We start from the raw sequence: 15,848 nt of genomic DNA, 5'->3' as shown, positions 1-15,848 counted from the left end.
TCGAGGGCAACATCGAGGAGACGACCAGGCATACCTGCGACGATCGGCAGATGAATGTCCGGTATACGCTAATCTGGCCGCTCATGGGATCCGGCCGGGTGCGCCGGTGCGTCGAGGAGCGAATTCGTGCAACCGAACCTGGGGCCAGGTGAAGACTTCCAGCTGCTGCTCGAACGGCAGGTCCGGGAGATGCAGTCGAAGGCCGCGGCGCTGAACGAGGCGCTTTCCGCGGCCGGGGCGACGGTCCGCACCCGCGACGGCTCGGTCACCGTGACGCTCGCCCCGAACGGCGCGCTCACCAACCTCGAGCTCGGGCACCGGGCGTGCGAGCTGGGCCCGGCGCGGCTGACCGCGGCGATCATGGGCGCGGTGCGCGACGCGCAGCGCCAGACCGCCCGCGCCGTCGCGGATTCCTTCGCCACCATCAACGGCGACAGCGAATCGACGGACATGGTCCGGTCCTTCCTGCCGCCGGACCCGCCGCCGGACGGGGACTTCGCGGCTCCGGAGCGACCCGAGCCCACCCCGCCGCCCGCGCCGGCTCCGCCCGGTCGTCCGGCTCCTCCCGCGCCGCCGTCCGCGCCGCGGCGCCGCCCGGCGGCCGACGACCGCCTCGACGACGAATCGAACCCCTGGTGACCGGCGGCGGCTTCCGCGTCTCTTCGGAGCCACTCGCGGAGTTCGGCAGGCACCTCGACGAGCTGCAGAAGAACCTGCAGAGCACGTCGGACCTCGTCGGCGGCATGGTCTGCGACCCGGGCATGTTCGGCATCAACCCGGCGTGCCAGCTGATGGCCGCCGGCGCGAGCACCTGGACCGACAAGGCGCGCCACCAGTTCGGGGACTACGCCAAGACCGTCGGCGACTTCGCCGACAAGGTCACCGAGGCGGCCAAGCGCTACCAGTCGGGCGAAGAAGACGCCGTGAACTCGATCGTGAGGTTCCAATAGTGGCCGACGACTACAAGAGCAAGGACGTCAGCCTCCACGGTTCGGAACTGTTCAACAGCGACAACCGGGCGGCGGGCGCGGGCTTCTTCGAGGCGGCGACGGGCCTGGACAAGGCCGTCAAGGAGCACGACAAGGTCGCGATCGGCATCGGCTCGGCGGGCATGGCGCTGGAGACCCTCGGTCTCGTGCTGGACCCGATCGGCAGCCTGCTGACGGCCGGGATCGGCTGGCTCATCGAGCACATCACGATCCTGCGGTGGCCGCTGGACATGCTGATGGGCGACCCGATCGGGATCGCGGCGGCCAGCGAAGCGCTCACGGCGGAGAAGAAGAAGCTGGAGCAGTGGTCGACCGGCCACCAGCAGGCGCTCGACAAGCTGATGGGCGAGTGGAGCGGGCAGGCCGCGGAGCAGTTCAAGCGGGACATGGACGCGGTCACCGCCCAGCTGGGTTCCCTCGGCGGCTACCTCGACGAGGCCGGCAAGAACATGAAGATCGCCGGCGGCATCGTCGGCGCGTTCCGCGGCATCCTCCGCGACCTGATCGCGATGCTCCTGGCGACGATCATCAAGGGCGCCCTGATCGCGGCGGCACTGGCCCCGGTGACGTTCGGGGCCTCGATCGCGATCTTCATCGGCACGACGATCGGCACGGTGGCGACGGCACTGGGCAAGATCGGCGCCAAGCTGGCCCAGCTGGCCAAGCAGCTCGGCGAACTGCTCAAGGCGCTGACGAAGCTGGGCAAGGCGGGCGACGACCTGGCGGCGGCCAAGCCCCCGACGAGCAGCCTGACCCCCACGCCCACCCCGAAGCCGGACACGACACCGGCCCCGAAGCCGGACACGACACCGGAACCCAAGCCTTCCTCGGCGACTCCTGAGCCGAAACCCGAGCCCAAACCGGACACCACGCCGTCGTCTTCCTCGGCGACCCCGGAGCCCAAGCCCGAGCCCAAGCCGGACACCACCCCCGAGCCCAAACCGGAACCGAAGCCCGAGCCCGCACCGTCGTCCTCCTCGACGACCCCGGAACCGAAGCCGGAACCCAAGCCCGACACCACGCCGTCATCTTCCTCGGCCACCCCGGAGCCCAAGCCCGAACCCAAGCCGGACACCACCCCCGAGCCCAAGCCCGAACCGAAGCCGGAACCCGCACCCTCATCCTCGTCGGCGACCCCGGAACCGAAGCCGGAACCCAAGCCCGACACCACCCCCGAGCCCAAACCGGAACCGAAGCCGGACACCACGCCGTCGTCCTCTTCGACCACCCCGGAACCCAAGCCCGACACGACTCCGGAACCGAAGCCGGAGCCCGCGCCGTCGTCGTCCTCGACGCCCCCGGAACCGAAGCCCGACACCACCCCCGAGCCGAAGCCGGACACCACCCCGGCTCCGACCCCGGATCCCAAGCCGCACAAGCCGTTCACCGATCAGATGACCGCCGTCATCAAGGACAAGCTGTCGAAAATAGACGGTGTGACGCCCGAGACCCTGCAGAAGTTCGACAAGATCAGCAACTTCTCCGTGCACGAGCTCGGCAAGGTGTTCGGCAAGGAAGGCGCCGAGCGGTTCGAGTCGGCCATCAAGGTCCTGACCGACCCGTGGTTCGGCAAGTCGGGCCTGGCCGGCAAGACCATCGTCGACATGATCAAGGGTGTGCCCGCCAGCGTCGGCAACGTCACCGGCGGGAACGACGAGGACAAGAGCTAGCCGAGCGCGACGCCGGCGTTGCAGACGACGGCGCCCAGCACGCCCACATCCGGTTCGAGTGAGCCCAGCTCGGCGAGGTCCAGCCGGACGTGCCCGGCCTTCGCCCCGGGAACGCGCGCGCGGATCGACCCGGCCGCGGCCTGCGCCTTGCCCGGGTCGCGGCTGCCGATCACCACTTCCGCGCCCGCCGAAGCCGGCTGCTCGGCGGCGAAGTAGCCGATCCCGGCGTTGCCCCCGGTCACCAGTACCCGCATGACCGCCCCCTCCCCCGTGCCAAGCTGTCCTTCGTGGACAACGCTACCGACGAACCGGCGAGGGCGGGGTACCGGCGGTCGGCCGGGTCGCCGCGCGGCGAGGCCCGGCGCCGGGAACTGCTGGCGAAGATCACCGACGACGTCGCCGAGAACGGGCTCGTCGACTTTTCGCTGCGGCGGGCCGCACGGGCGGCCGGGACGACGCACAAGGTGCTGCTCTACCACTTCGAAGGCACCGAAGACCTGTTGCGGCAGGTGGTGTTCGCGCTGCGCGAGCGGCGGATCGGCAACGCGCTGACGGCCGTCGCCGCGGAGTCGCCGACGCTCGCCGGCCGCGTCCGGGCCGCCTGGGTGAGCCTCCGCGACGAGGAGACGCAGCTGCGGCGCGTCCTCGACCAGGCGATGGGCCTGGCGATGTACGACCCGGGCCGCTACGCCGCGCTCGGCCGGGGCGCGTCCCAGCAGTACCTGCCGACGCTGGTGTCGTTCTGCCCGCCGCACTGGCCGGAGCGGCGCAAGCTCGAGGTCGCCGAGATGGTGCTCGCGACCCTGCGCGGTTTCCTCGTGGATCTGCTCACCAGCCCGGACGGCGAAGGCGCGGCGGCCGGGTTCGCGGCGTTGCTGCGGGCGGTCGAACGGGAGGAAGCCGCTCCCTGATCCTCGACAGTTTGCGAACCACGTGGTTCACTTCTGCCCGGGGAACTTCTCTGGGAGGCGTCAATGCAGGTCGAGCTGTCCGCGGGCACCGTCGAGTACACCGACACCGGCGGGGCCGGCCCGGCCGTCGTCTTCGTCCACGGCCTGCTGATGGACGGCTCGCTCTGGGACGGCCCGACGGCCGACCTGGCCGGCCTCCGTTGCGTCGTCCCGACCCTGCCGCTCGGTGCGCACCGGCAGCCGATGCGGGACGACGCCGACCTGTCGATGCCCGGTCTCGCACGGCTGCTCTCGGAGTTCCTGGAGCGCCTCGACCTGCGAGACGTCACCCTGGTCGGCGTCGACACCGGCGGCGCGCTGGTGCAGCTGCTGATGGCGGACGACGCCCCGCGGGTCGGCCGGGTCGTGCTCGCCTCCTGCGACGCCTTCGACAACTTCCCGCCCGGGCTCACCGGGAAGACGCTGTTCCTGACCGGGAAACTGCCACCGCGCCTGTTCGGGGTGTTCATGCAGCAGATGCGGCTGCGCGCGGTGCGACGGCTCCCGATCGCGTTCGGCCGGTTGACCAAGCGCGGGGACGCGGCCACGGCCCGCTGGCTGCGGCCGCTGCTGAGCCAGGCCGGCATCCGCCGCGACACCGTCCGCGTCCTGCGGGCGGCCGCCGCCACCCCGGACATCCTGCTGAAGGCGGCCGAGCGGCTGCCGGGCTTCGACCGGCCGGCGCTGGTCGTCTGGGCCACCGAGGACCGCGTGATGCCGCTCGAGCACGGCCGGCGGCTGGCCGCCCTGCTGCCCAAGGGAAAGCTCGCCGAAGTCGCCGACAGCTACACGCTGCTGCCGCTCGACCGGCCGGCCGAGTTCGCCCGGCTGATCCGGGAGTTCACAGCCGGCTGAGGCCGTGAAGGATGCGCTTCATCAGGTCCATGCTCGGGCGGTTGCCGTTGCCCTTCTTCGTGGTGTGCACGGCGACGAGCCCGCGGTCGGCGAGGTCGGAGAGCAGCACCCGCGCCACGCCGAGCGGCAGCCGCCGCCGCGCGGCCACTTCGGCCACCGACTGCGAAGTGCAGCACAGCACGCATATCTCCGACTCTTCCGCCGTGCTGTTGCGTGTCATGGCCCGGCCGCGCGGGGTGGTGGAGACGAGCGTTTCGACGGGAAGGTCCCGCGTCGGGCGGGTTCGGCCGTGGGTCCGGAAGTACGGACGGACGAGACCTGCCGCCCCTCCGTCGTCGAGCGCGGTCCCCCAGTGCACAGCCAGCTCCTCACGGCGATTAATCCTTGTAGGCGATTATTCGACACCGTGATCGACTCCACCGCAATCGACCGAACAGGCTAACGGACGGTAAACTGCTGGTCGGAGCGGCGCCGTTGAACGACGCCACCCCGAGGGAGGAAGGTCATCCAGCGGGATTATCAGTGTTCTGACAACTCCCCCGGCTTCCGCGCCTTCCGGCGGCGGACGCGCAGGCGGCGCAGCCACGCCTTCGCGGCGGCGAACTCCTGCTGGACCTCGGCGATGCGGGCGCGGAGGTAGGCGTCGGAAATCATCGGGATCTCCCCTCGGTCGTGGCGTGCCGCCACGGTGCGCGGGGGGCATTGGGAAAACCTTGGGCAGACCTTGCTCAGGCGCCCCGGATCCGCTACGCCTGAGGCAAGGGAGGGGCGGGTGTGGTGGAACTGCGGGTGCTGGGTGCCGTCGAGGTCGTGGCCGGCGGTACCCGGGTCGACATCGGGCACGCGCGGCAGCGTGACGTGCTGGCGGTGCTGCTCCTCGACGTCGGCCGGGCGGTCCCGGTCGACCGGCTCGTCGACCGCGTGTGGGGCGAGCGGCCACCCCGGCAGCCGCGGAGCTCGCTGTACGCGTACGTCTCGCGGCTGCGCACCTTGCTGGGCGCGCTGGACGGCGTGACGATCGAACGCGAACGTGACGGCTACGTCCTCCGGGCCGATCCGCTGCTGGTGGACGTCCACCGGTTCGAAAACCTCCTCCGGCAGGCGAAGGAGGCGGACGACGACCACGCCGCGCTCGCGCTGTACGACGAAGCCCTGGCGCTCTGGCGCGGCACCCCGCTCAGCGAGCTGGACTCGCCGTGGGTGGACGAGGTCCGCGGCGAGCTGGAACGCCGGCGCGAGACGGCCGTGCTGGACCGCGACGACCTGCGGCTGCGCACCGGCGCCCACGCCGCCGTGCTCGCCCGGCCCGCCGCGGACGCCGGCGAGCGGGCGGCGGCCCAGCGGATCGAGGCGCTGTTCCTGGACGGACGTCCGGCCGACGCGCTGCGCGAGTACGAACAGGTGCGGGCACGCCTGGCGGACGAGCTCGGCGCCGACCCGGGCCCCCGGCTGCGCGGCCTGCACGAACGGATCCTGGCCGGCAGCGGCCCGGAGCCGCGGCAGCTCCCGGCCGCGACGTCGTCGTTCTGCGGGCGCGCTGCCGAACTGGCGGCGCTCGACCGGATGCTCGGCCCGGACGGCGCGGTCGCGGTGATCTCCGGCGCGGGCGGTCTCGGGAAGACGTGGCTGGCGGTGCGCTGGGCGACCGACCACGCGAGCCGCTACCCCGACGGCCAGTTGTACGCCGACCTGCGCGGCTTCGACCCGGCCCGCGAACCGGTGCCGGCCGAGCAGGCCGTCCGCGGCTTCCTCGGCGCGCTCGGCGTCGCGGCGGCGTCGATCCCGCCAGACCCGGACGGGCAGGCGGCGCTGTACCGCAGCCTCACGGCCCGGCGACGGCTGCTCGTGGTGCTCGACAACGCGCGGGACACCCGGCACGTGACGCCGCTGCTGCCCGGCGGATCGTCCTGTTCGGTCCTCGTCACGAGCCGCCACGAGCTCGGCGGCCTGCTCACGACGCACGGCGCGAGCGCGCTGCCGCTGCGTACCCTCGACGAAGGCCAGGCGCGGGAACTGCTCGCGCACAAGCTGGGCGCGGCCCGGCTGGCCGAAGAACCCGAAGCGGCGCAGGAAATCCTGGACCAGTGCGGCGGAATGGCGCTGGCACTGGCGATCGTCGCCGCCCGCGTCGCGGCCCAGCCGGACCGGCGGCTGGCCACGCTGGCCACCGAACTGCGCGAAGGCCGGCTGGATGCCCTGGACACCGGGGAGCTGACCGCGAGCCTGCGTGCGGTGTTCGACGCGTCCTACCGCTCGCTCCCCGCCGCTGCCGCCTCGGCGTTCCGCCTGCTGGGGCTGGTGCCGACCGAAGACATCGGCCGCGCGGCCGCGACGGCTCTGCTGGGCGACGCCCGGGCCGTGCGCGTGCTGTGCGCGGCCAACCTCCTGGAGGAGCACCTGCCGGGCCGCTTCCGGATGCACGACCTGGTCAAGCTCTACGCGGCCGAGCTCGTGGCGGCGACCGACGACCCCGCCGTCCGCCTGGCGGCCTCGACCCGCTTGTTCGACCACTACCTGTGCTGGGCATCGGCGGCGATGGACCTGTTCTCGCCCCACGAGCCCTACCTGCGGCCACGCGTGCCCGGACCGCGTCCCCGCTTCACGGGCGTCCAGGCCGACCGGGCCTGGCTGGACGCGGAGCGGGCCACGATGCTGGCGCTGGCCACCAGCGCCCCGGAGGCACTGGCCGGGCACGTGGTCAAGCTGTCGGCGACGCTCTGGCGCTACCTCTACATCTCGGCGCACCACCACGAGGCGCTCACGCTCCACACCACCGCACTCGCGTTGACGGCCCCCGGCACGCGGGAGCGGGGATTCGCCGAGCAAGCGGTCGGCGTGACCCTGATCCAGCTCGGCCGTTTCGACGCGGCCGCCGCGCATCTCGAGCGGGCCCTCTCCCAGGCCCTGGCGCAGCGGGACGACCTGCTGGAAAGCATGACCCGCAACAGCATCGCCACGATCGTCGACATCCGCGGCCGGCGCGCGGAGGCGCGCGAGCAGTACCACCTGGCCCTGGCGGCGGCGCGCCGGACGGGCCACGCGCTGCTGGAGGGCATCGCGCTGTGCAACATCGGCGAGCACCACCGCTGGTGCGGCGACCACCGGAAGGCGGTGGAATACCTGCGCCGCAGCGGTCGCATCGCCGAGGACCTCGGCTCGGCGGGCCTGGGCGGGCCGGTGCTGTCGTCCCTGGGCAGCGCGTACGCGGGTCTAGGCCGTCCGGAGGAAGCCGACGAGCACTTCCGCCGCGCGTTGGAGTTCGCCCGGGAGGGTGGAAACACGAACCTCGAAGTCACGGCCTTGAACGACCTGGCGGCGACCAAAACGGGCGCCGAGGCGATTTCGTTGTACGAGAAGGCGTTGGCGCTGGCGCTTCGGACGGGCCACCTCCGGGAACGCGCTTTTGCCCAGCACGGGTTGGGGGTGGCGCATCGAGCCGCCGGGAATGACGTCGAGGCGGTGGCGCACCTCGAAGCCGCGTTGGTTGCGTACACGGAGTTGCGCGTTCCGGAAGCTCAGGAGGTACGCGCCCTGCTCGGCGAGTCTTCGCGCCGGTCCGCGCCGGGCCGGGCCACGGACTGACCGCCGGGTAAGATCCAGCTTCCGATCATGTTCAGCTCTGGGGGGATCTTCCATGACGACGCCCGAGGACAGACCGCAGCAGCCCACGCCGGAAGCGAATCCGTTCCACCCGGGGGCCGCCCTGCCGCCGTACCCGCCGTACCCGGCGCCGCCGCTCGGGTTGCCGGCCAAGAAGCGCAGTGGCCTCAAACTCGCGCTGGGGATCGGGATTCCCCTCGTGTTCCTCGTGATCGTGGTCGTGGCCGGGCTGGCCTCGTCGTTCACGGCCAAGAGCACCAACGTCGGCGACTGCCTCAAGGGCAACACGGAAAAAGCCGACAGCGTGACCTCGGTGGCCTGTGGCCCGGAGGCCGACTACAAGATCGTCGGCAAGCTCCCGGACCAGTCCCAGGTGGCGATGAGTTTCGGCGGCTGCGACCAGTTCCCGGCGGCGACCGCCGCGTACTGGGAGGGCACCGAGGTCGCGAAGGGCACGCTGTTCTGCCTGGAGGACGTGAAGCACCCGGGCAAGGGCATGCCGCTGGTGGGCGACTGCCTCAAGGGCGACCTGTCGGACGCCGCCCACGCCGAAAAAGTCCCTTGTGGACCGGAGGCGAGCTACAAGGTGGCGGGCGTCGAGAACGGCGGCGCGCTGGCCGGGCTCACGACCGCGGTCTGCGCCAAGGTCCCGTCCGCGGCCGCCTCGATGGAGTGGAAGCGGCAGGGCAGCCTGTCGTCGAAGATCCTGTGCCTGGAGGACCTGAAGAACCCGGACAACCGCAAGCCGGCGCCCGGCGACTGCATGGCGACGGGCGCCGGTAGCGAGCTCCACATCGTTCCCTGCACAAAGGGTGCGGCGAAGGTGCTCGGCCAGGTGGACGGCCTGAGCAAGATGGGCGGCCTGTCGAAGACGGTCGAGGAGATCTGCAAGGACTTCCCCGGCGCGGACCAGGCGGCTTCCTGGAGCATGCCAGGCTCCCTCGCGGCGACCACGTTCTGCATGCAGTCGATCAAGAAGTAGGGGTTGAGCGACCTGCCCCGCCACTCAAAGAGCGGCGGGGCAACCCAGCCGGTCAGAGGCGTATCGGTTTCTTGTTCATGAACTCTTCGAGCCCCAACGGTCCCAGCTCCCGCCCGATCCCCGACCGCTTGATGCCCCCGAACGGCAGGTCCGCCTCCGAACCGCCCGACTTGTTCACGTACACCATCCCCGCCTCGATGCGCCGTGCCACTCGAGCCGCGCGTGCCCGGTCGGTCGCGAACACGCTTGCCCCCAGCCCGAACGGGGTGTCGTTCGCCAGTGCCACGGCCTCGGCTTCCGTCTCCGCTCGGAACACCAGCGCCACCGGGCCGAAGATCTCCTCGTGGTACGCCGCCATTTCGGGCGTCACCTCCGTCAGGACCGTTGCCTCCACGTACGCTCCCGGGCCCGGGATGCGGTGGCCGCCCGCGCGCAGCGTCGCCCCCTCGCGGATTGCCGTCGCCACCTGGGCCGCCACCTCGTCCGCCGCCGATTTCGAGGCCAGTGGCGGCAGGGTGGTCGACGGGTCCGCCGGGTCGCCCGGGACGTAGTACTCCGTCATGCGCTTGGCGAACCGGTCCACGAACTCCTCGTACAGCTCGGCCAGGACGATGATGCGCTTGGGTGCGTTGCACGACTGGCCGCAGTTGCGCATCCGGGCCGTCGCCGTGATCTTGACCGTCTCGTCCAGGTCGTCGGTGTCCAGCACGATCAGCGGGTCGGAGCCGCCCAGTTCCAGGACGCACTTCTTGAGGTTCCGGCCGGCTTCGGCCGCCACCGAGACGCCCGCCTGCTCGCTGCCGGTCAGGGACACGCCGACCAGGCGCGGGTCCGCGAGCATCCACGGGACCTGGCGGCTCGAGGCGAACACGTTGACGTAGGCGTCCGCGGGCACGCCGGCGTCGCGCAGCACCTCCTCGATCGCGACCGCCGACCGCGGGCAGATCGACGCGTGCTTCAGCAGGATCGTGTTGCCCAGCACCAGGTTCGGTGCCACGAACCGGGCCACCTGGTAGCACGGGAAGTTCCACGGCATCACGCCCAGCAGCGCCCCGATCGGCTCCTTCGTCAGCACCGCCTCGCCGCCGCGGATCGGCAGGGGCTCGTCCGCCAGCAGGGCCGGGCCGCGCTCGCCGTAGTACCGGAAGATGTCGGCGACGACGCCCACTTCGCCGCGGCCTTCGTTGATCCGCTTGCCCATCTCCAAGGTCATGATCGCGGCCAGTTCGCCGGCACGCTCGGCGAACAGCTCCGCCGCACGCAACACGATCGCGGCGCGGTCGGCGACCGGCCGGGCCCGCCAGCCCGCGTACCCGCGGTGCACCCGGCCGATCGCGGCGCGGACCTCCTCGTCGGCCGCGTTGGGGATCTCGTCGACCAGCTCGCCCGTCGCCGGATTGGTGACTGTGTACAAAGCGGCCTCCTTTGCCAGACTACTGGATACTGTATACACTATGTGAGCACTGATCGACACCCGCGCGGCGGTACCCGTCACCGCTTGATCGACTATCGTTCCCCCATGACGCTGGAACTCACCGGCGGACCCGATTTCGCCGCACAGGCCCCGAAAACCGCTCGCTGGACCCGGCAGTACACCGCGGCCGCGGTCACCTTCGGCTGCCCCGCGCGCACGCCGGAACGCACGCCGCGGGTGTGGAGCAGGCGCGGTCTCGGCCTGCCGGAGGCCGAGCTGGCGGGGTTCGCCGCGCAGCTGCGCCGCGTCATGAAGCACGAGGCCTACTGGATCGCCCGAGCGGCCTGCCCGGACCGCCACGCGGGCGACGCGGCGGTGTGGTCACCAGGCCGCTACGACGACGAAGACGGCTTCGTGTACTTCGCGGGCCCGTGCACCCACGGCGACCCGTGGCCCGGTTACCGGCCGGCGCGGACGTTCACCATCGCGCTCCCCCGCATCCGCGGCCTGCGGATCCGGGTGGCGGCGTACCTGGCCGGATGAGTGGGAAGAAGTGCCTCAGCACCGTGGCAGTAAGTCGTAGGCAACCGACAGCCGTCCGCGCGGGAGCCGTCGCCGCCGTGGTCAGCGGGATACCGTCGACCGCGCACGCGCTCCTCACCGGCCGTGACCTCCTGGCGGCCACCAGAGCCGCCGGCACCCTGCTCCCGGGAAGGCGCGACCAGCCCGGCATCGTCGCCGGGCTGATCGCGCACGTCGTCGTCTCCGCAGCTTGGACCGGCATCCTCGCCACGATCGCGCGCCGCCGCCGGCTCGGAGCCGGGGGCGGTGCCGTCGCGGGACTGGCCATCGCCGCACTGGACCTCGGGATCGCGGCCCGCGCGCACCCCGCCGTGCGGGCGTTGCCGCGCGGGCCGCAGATCCTGGATCACCTGGTGTTCGGCGCCGTCGTCGGCGCGCTGCTCGACCGGCCGCTACCGACCGGTCAGGGCACGACCTCGACGACGTCACCCGGGTGCAGCGAGTTGTAGAACGTCACCGCGGCGGCGTGCGAAAGGTGCACGCACCCGTGGGACTTGACCTTCAGGCTGCCCTGGTGGAACGCGACCCCGGTGGTGGTGAAGAACACCGAGTACGGCATCGGCCCGTTGTACTGCTTGCTGTAGTGGTCGATGTCCTTGTACTGCACGTGGAACTTCCCCACCGGCGTCGGGTACTTCGGCAGCCCCACGGTGATCGGGACGCCGCCGTAGGTGACGTTCCCCGCACCGTCGGTCAGCCACGCGGTATTCGAACCGCGCTGGACGCAGGCCTTCGCTTCGGCACTGCACGGCGTCGACGCCGCTTCGGCCGTTCCCGCGAACGCCACGGTCCCCGCCATCGCGGCGACCCCGCCCAGAAGTGCGATCATCCTCCGGTTCATCGTGTGCCTCCCGTTGTCGTTCGGCTACCCAACGAGAGTGCCCATTCGAGCGATCTTCGAACCGGGAAATCAGTTCTGCGGCCGTGAAAGCCCGAGGAACTCGGCCTGCTCACGGTCGTAGCGCCGGGTCAGGCCGTTGCCGTACCGGTCCCACCAGTTCTGCGTGTGGCCGCCCTGGGTGGTCGTCGTCCCGCCGTAGACCTGGCGGTCGTATTCGATGCGGGCGTCGCGGAACTCCTGCTGGAACTGCTCGGGCGTCAGCCCTTGGGCGTGCTGGACGGCGGCGTCGCTCAGCGTGCGCGAGCTGCGCACGATGTCCTCGCCCGCCATGTGGTTGAGGATCGCGCGCACCCCGCCGGCGCCGCGCATGTGCGCGCCGGACATGATCGCGGCCTGGGTGCCGGGGTCGGTGAAGTTGAGCGCGCCCGCCGTGCGCGCGTTCGCGGTCATCAGGTCGGCGACGACCGCGCGTTCCTCGACGCTGCCGATCCCGTACTGCTCGCGCGCGGCGATGATCCGGTCGTAGCCGTTGTGCATGTTCTGCCGGAAGCCGTAGGCCTCGGGCACGCCGCCCTGTTCGCCCGTCGCGCCTTCGGACCGCATGATCGAGTCGACGACCCGGGGGTCCAGCTGCTGCGGCGCGGCCGCCGCGGCGGCACCACCCCCGCCGTGGCCCTGCCCGCCGCCGTAGGCCTGGGCGACGTCGGAGTCGGCGGCGCGGTAACCGTCCGCGGCCTTCTGGACGTTCTGGTTCACGTTCGTCAGCAGGTGCAGGAGTTTCTGCAGGGCACTGCCCAGCGTCGAGTGCAACGCCGAGTTCGCGGCCGCGACGCCGCTGCCGATCCCGGCGAACGACAACGCGTCCAGCACCAGGCCTTCCAGGTCGCGGGTGGCCGACAGGAAGGACGACCCGACGTCTTCGACCGCCCTGACCACGCTCCCCATCTCCGCCGTTTCGGCGCGGTAGGCCCCGGCACTCATGGTCTGCTCCCTCCGGACACCGGCTGTGCGCGTCGAGAATTCCCCACCGCGACCGCCGGGCCCACGGCCGAATTACCCACCGGTCGCGGCAGGACTGCCCACACCGGCGCTAAAGTCGGGAGATGAGCACACCCGACGGCGACCCGAACGTGGTCGAGGGCGAAATCGTCGACGACACCCCCACCGCGGCGCTGGCGATCCCGTCGCCGCCGCTGCCGGAGGCCGACTACAGCGAGGGCGGGGTGCCGAGCTTCGACTTCGTCCGCGACAAGATCGAGAACCGGTACACCACGTCGCTCGGCTCGGTCGACGTCGCCGGCCTCGGCACCGAGAACACCGCCGAGACCCTCGACAAGCAGATCGCCGACCGCGACCAGGCGGCCAAGGACAGGCTGGCCGAGATCCGCCGCTCGATGCGCCAGGAGTGACTGCGCGTCACTTCGCGTGGGCGACCGGCCGGGCCGAACCGCGCCTGCGCGGGGCCAGCCGGCGGGCCCGCCGGAATCCGGTAAGCCGAGCCGGCGGGTGATCGCCACGGTGGGCTACCCGGCAGACCTACGGCCTCGCCTGAGGCTGAGGCTCACCAGGGCAGCCAGCGCACCTCGGCCGGCTGGTACCGGGCGATGGCGAGCATGCGGTGCGGGAACACCGGGACCGGCCCGGCCGGCCCGGCGAACCGGACCATCCGGTCGACGTCACTGCCGGGCGAGACGATCAGGCAGCCCCGGATGCCGCGCGCCCGGGACACCTCGAACACGTTCAGCAGGCCACGGACCCCGCCGGCCGGCAGGGACGCCAGCGAGCCGAGGTCGATGACCAGGAACCGGGGCCACGGCAGTTCGCCAAGGGCGGTCTCGAGCACCGTCGCCCAGCGCAGCGCCGTCGCGGCCCCCGGCTCGCCGCGCATCTCGACGACCAGCACGCCGCCGGAGCGTTCCGAGGCGATGTCGTCGTCGCGCACCGCGCCTCCCGGGAGTCATCCCGTCCCGGGCCATCGTCGCACGTCACGTCAGGCTTCCGTAATACCCGCGTGGAATCATCAGGGGTCCGGGACAGTTGTAACGGGCGGTAGCACCGCACGAGAAGAAGGAGTGACGCCGTGACCACGTCAACCGAAAGGGCCGTCCTGGCCGGCGGCTGCTTCTGGGGCATGCAGGAGCTGTTCCGCCGTCAGCCCGGGGTGATCTCGACCCGGGTCGGTTACAGCGGCGGCGACGTCCCGAACGCCACCTACCGCAACCACGGCACCCACGCCGAGGCCATCGAGGTGATCTACGACCCCGCGCGGACGACGTTCCGCGACCTGCTCGAGTTCTTCTTCCAGGTGCACGACCCGACGACGAAGAACCGCCAGGGCAACGACATCGGCCTGAGCTACCGCTCGGCGATCTTCTTCGAGAACGACGAGCAGAAGCGGGTCGCCGAAGACACGATCGCCGACGTCGACGCCTCAGGGCTGTGGCCGGGCAAGGTCGTCACCGAGGTCGGCCCGGTGGGCGACTTCTGGGAGGCCGAGCCGGAGCACCAGGACTACCTGCAGCGCATCCCGAACGGGTACACGTGCCACTTCGTGCGCCCGGGCTGGAAGCTCCCGAAGCGTGAGAAGACCGCCTGACACCAGCACCACCGAAGGGCCCCTTCGCCGACCACCGGCGAAGGGGCCCTTCGTCGTCTTGGACGCGGTGACATCCGGGGCTGCGCCCCGAGCCGGGGGGTGTCCCTATGTGGTTGTCAAGCCGCTGCGGGGGCTGGGGTGGGTTCGGGGTGTCGGTAGTGGGTGCCGTTGCGGAGCATCGCGTAGAGGACGTCGCAGCGGCGTCGGGCCAGGCAGATCAGCGCGGCGTTGTGCTTCTTGCCCTCAGCTCGTTTCCGGTCGTAGTAGGCCCTGCTGGTCGGATCCGACAGTGCGGCGAAGGCGGCGAGGAAGAACGCGCGTTTGAGCTGGCGGTTGCCGGTGCGGGCCGGATGTTCGCCTTTGATGCTGGTGCCGGAGCTGCGGGTCACCGGCGCGATGCCGGCATAGGCGGCAAGATGCCCCGACGAGGCGAAATTGGAGGCGTCGCCGACCTCGAGCAGGATGCGGGCGGCGGTCCTGACGCCGATGCCGGGCATCGAGGTCAGGACCCCGGCAAGAGGGTGCGCATCGAGTATCCCCTCGACCTGCTCGGCGACCTGCTTGCGCTGGAGAAGCACGGTTTTCAAGCTGTCGGCCAGCCGCGGCAGCACGGTGTCCGCGGCGGCAGTGCCCGGGACGGTGACGGTCTGCTCGCCGAGGGCGGTCATGATCGCCTCGACCAGCCGCTCACCCATCCGGGGCGCGTGGACCTTGGCGATCGCGGTGAGCTTGCGGCGCCCGGCCTTGGCGATCCCGGCCGGGCCGCCGCAACGGGAGAGGATCTCCAGCACCGCGGGGTGGCTGATCCGCGGGCCGATGGCGTGTTCGAGGGTGGGGTGGATGCCGGTGAGCAGGCCGCGGATGCGGTTGGCGATCCGGGTGGCTTCGCCGGCGAGGTCGTCGTCGAACCCGACCAGCACCTCCAGCTCGGCCAGCGCCTCGTCACCGACATCAACAGGCCGGAGTGTGTGGGGCAGGGAGCGGGCGGCGTCGGCGATGACGAACGCGTCCCGGGCGTCGGTCTTCGCGCGCCCGGGATAGAGGTCGGCGATGCGGCGCATCGCCAGCCCGGGCAGGTAGGCAACCTGGTGACCGGCGGCGCGGGCGACCGCGACCGGCAACGCGCCGATCGTGGCCGGTTGGTCGACCACCACCAGCAGCGGCCCGTGCTGGGCAAGTTTGTCGAACAGGGCTTTCAGCTTGGATTCGGTGTTGGGCAACGGCCCGTCGTGCAGCCGCTTGCCGTCCGGGTCCAGGCCGACTGCGTGATGGGCGTCCTTGCCGACGTCCAGGCCGAGAAACACGCTGAAGCTGCTGCTCATCCACCATGCCGTTCGTTCGCCGTGACGTGGTCACCGGGTGGGGCATC

Annotated in this window: 18 protein-coding genes and 1 pseudogene; 11 read left to right on the top strand and 8 right to left on the bottom strand. The window is 71.4% G+C overall.

Annotation, left to right across the window (positions count from 1 at the left end; translation table 11 throughout):
• The first annotated feature begins 126 nt into the window (after window positions 1-126).
• Genes ACWED2_RS26955 through ACWED2_RS26945 form a run of 3 tightly spaced genes read left to right on the top strand, consistent with a single transcriptional unit; the run spans window position 127 to window position 2,659 of the window.
• Window positions 127-639 carry a YbaB/EbfC family nucleoid-associated protein gene (locus tag ACWED2_RS26955; RefSeq protein ID WP_449693275.1) on the top strand — a complete coding sequence of 171 codons (513 nt, stop codon included), beginning with the start codon at window positions 127-129 and terminating at the stop codon, window positions 637-639.
• Window positions 636-950 carry a hypothetical protein gene (locus ACWED2_RS26950; RefSeq protein ID WP_449693274.1) on the top strand — a complete coding sequence of 105 codons (315 nt, stop codon included), beginning with the start codon at window positions 636-638 and terminating at the stop codon, window positions 948-950. Before ACWED2_RS26955 ends, ACWED2_RS26950 begins: the two co-directional genes overlap by 4 nt.
• Entirely contained in the window at window positions 950-2,659 is a 1,710-nt protein-coding gene (locus ACWED2_RS26945; protein WP_449693273.1) for a WXG100 family type VII secretion target, read from the top strand. The genes ACWED2_RS26950 and ACWED2_RS26945 overlap by 1 nt, the downstream gene beginning before the upstream one ends.
• Window positions 2,660-2,661: 2 nt before the next feature.
• Here ACWED2_RS26945 and ACWED2_RS26940 read toward each other — a convergent pair.
• Window positions 2,662-2,913 (bottom strand): annotated as a pseudogene (locus ACWED2_RS26940) (SDR family NAD(P)-dependent oxidoreductase); the annotation flags it as partial.
• A gap of 33 nt (window positions 2,914-2,946) precedes the next feature.
• Between ACWED2_RS26940 and ACWED2_RS26935 the strand changes: the two are divergent.
• Together ACWED2_RS26935 and ACWED2_RS26930 are read left to right on the top strand one after the other, a co-directional pair.
• Complete coding sequence (locus ACWED2_RS26935) at window positions 2,947-3,570, top strand: TetR/AcrR family transcriptional regulator (RefSeq protein WP_449693272.1); 624 nt, start codon at window positions 2,947-2,949, stop codon at window positions 3,568-3,570.
• A 63-nt stretch (window positions 3,571-3,633) separates the two neighbouring features.
• Entirely contained in the window at window positions 3,634-4,464 is an 831-nt protein-coding gene (locus ACWED2_RS26930) for an alpha/beta fold hydrolase (RefSeq protein WP_449693271.1), read from the top strand.
• Here the strand turns inward: ACWED2_RS26930 and ACWED2_RS26925 are convergent.
• Together ACWED2_RS26925 and ACWED2_RS26920 are read right to left on the bottom strand one after the other, a co-directional pair.
• Window positions 4,451-4,822 (bottom strand): DUF742 domain-containing protein, encoded by a 372-nt coding sequence (locus ACWED2_RS26925; RefSeq protein WP_449693270.1) that lies wholly within the window; start codon window positions 4,820-4,822, stop codon window positions 4,451-4,453. The genes ACWED2_RS26930 and ACWED2_RS26925 overlap by 14 nt on opposite strands.
• A 161-nt stretch (window positions 4,823-4,983) precedes the next feature.
• Window positions 4,984-5,118 (bottom strand): hypothetical protein, encoded by a 135-nt coding sequence (locus tag ACWED2_RS26920; protein WP_449693269.1) that lies wholly within the window; start codon window positions 5,116-5,118, stop codon window positions 4,984-4,986.
• Window positions 5,119-5,238: 120 nt separating this feature from the next.
• Between ACWED2_RS26920 and ACWED2_RS26915 the strand changes: the two genes are divergently transcribed.
• Entirely contained in the window at window positions 5,239-8,046 is a 2,808-nt protein-coding gene (locus tag ACWED2_RS26915) for a BTAD domain-containing putative transcriptional regulator (protein ID WP_449693268.1), read from the top strand.
• 52 nt (window positions 8,047-8,098) lie between these two features.
• Complete coding sequence (locus ACWED2_RS26910; RefSeq protein ID WP_449693267.1) at window positions 8,099-9,046, top strand: LppU/SCO3897 family protein; 948 nt, start codon at window positions 8,099-8,101, stop codon at window positions 9,044-9,046.
• Between the two features lie 52 nt (window positions 9,047-9,098).
• On the opposite strand, the gene ACWED2_RS26905 is transcribed toward ACWED2_RS26910, so the two are convergent.
• Window positions 9,099-10,460 (bottom strand): NAD-dependent succinate-semialdehyde dehydrogenase, encoded by a 1,362-nt coding sequence (locus tag ACWED2_RS26905; RefSeq protein WP_449693266.1) that lies wholly within the window; start codon window positions 10,458-10,460, stop codon window positions 9,099-9,101.
• 105 nt (window positions 10,461-10,565) lie between these two features.
• Between ACWED2_RS26905 and ACWED2_RS26900 the strand changes: the two genes are divergently transcribed.
• Entirely contained in the window at window positions 10,566-11,003 is a 438-nt protein-coding gene (locus tag ACWED2_RS26900) for a hypothetical protein (protein ID WP_449693265.1), read from the top strand.
• Window positions 11,004-11,080: 77 nt separating this feature from the next.
• Window positions 11,081-11,491 (top strand): hypothetical protein, encoded by a 411-nt coding sequence (locus ACWED2_RS26895; RefSeq protein ID WP_449693264.1) that lies wholly within the window; start codon window positions 11,081-11,083, stop codon window positions 11,489-11,491.
• On the opposite strand, the gene ACWED2_RS26890 is transcribed toward ACWED2_RS26895, so the two are convergent.
• Complete coding sequence (locus ACWED2_RS26890) at window positions 11,446-11,883, bottom strand: L,D-transpeptidase (RefSeq protein WP_449693263.1); 438 nt, start codon at window positions 11,881-11,883, stop codon at window positions 11,446-11,448. The two genes, ACWED2_RS26895 and ACWED2_RS26890, sit on opposite strands and share 46 nt — an antisense overlap.
• A 69-nt stretch (window positions 11,884-11,952) precedes the next feature.
• Complete coding sequence (locus ACWED2_RS26885) at window positions 11,953-12,864, bottom strand: hypothetical protein (protein ID WP_449693262.1); 912 nt, start codon at window positions 12,862-12,864, stop codon at window positions 11,953-11,955.
• Window positions 12,865-12,986: 122 nt separating this feature from the next.
• Between ACWED2_RS26885 and ACWED2_RS26880 the strand changes: the two genes are divergently transcribed.
• Complete coding sequence (locus tag ACWED2_RS26880; RefSeq protein WP_449693261.1) at window positions 12,987-13,292, top strand: hypothetical protein; 306 nt, start codon at window positions 12,987-12,989, stop codon at window positions 13,290-13,292.
• 152 nt (window positions 13,293-13,444) lie between these two features.
• On the opposite strand, the gene ACWED2_RS26875 is transcribed toward ACWED2_RS26880, so the two are convergent.
• Window positions 13,445-13,825: an STAS domain-containing protein gene (locus ACWED2_RS26875; protein WP_449693260.1), complete on the bottom strand. Its 381-nt coding sequence runs from the start codon at window positions 13,823-13,825 to the stop codon at window positions 13,445-13,447.
• Window positions 13,826-13,963: 138 nt separating this feature from the next.
• On the opposite strand from ACWED2_RS26875, the gene msrA reads away from it, so the two are divergent.
• On the top strand, window positions 13,964-14,479 hold the full coding sequence (gene msrA / locus ACWED2_RS26870) for a peptide-methionine (S)-S-oxide reductase MsrA (RefSeq protein WP_449693259.1): 516 nt from the start codon (window positions 13,964-13,966) through the stop codon (window positions 14,477-14,479).
• Between the two features lie 116 nt (window positions 14,480-14,595).
• Here the strand turns inward: msrA and ACWED2_RS26865 are convergent, their stop codons facing one another.
• Window positions 14,596-15,801 (bottom strand): IS110 family transposase, encoded by a 1,206-nt coding sequence (locus ACWED2_RS26865; RefSeq protein WP_449693258.1) that lies wholly within the window; start codon window positions 15,799-15,801, stop codon window positions 14,596-14,598.
• Between the last annotated feature and the right edge of the window lie 47 nt (window positions 15,802-15,848).

It is taken from the genome of Amycolatopsis sp. NPDC005003 (assembly GCF_053600695.1).
The sequence above is the reverse complement of the archived record's forward strand: the minus strand, read 5'-3'. Positions and strand labels throughout refer to the sequence as shown.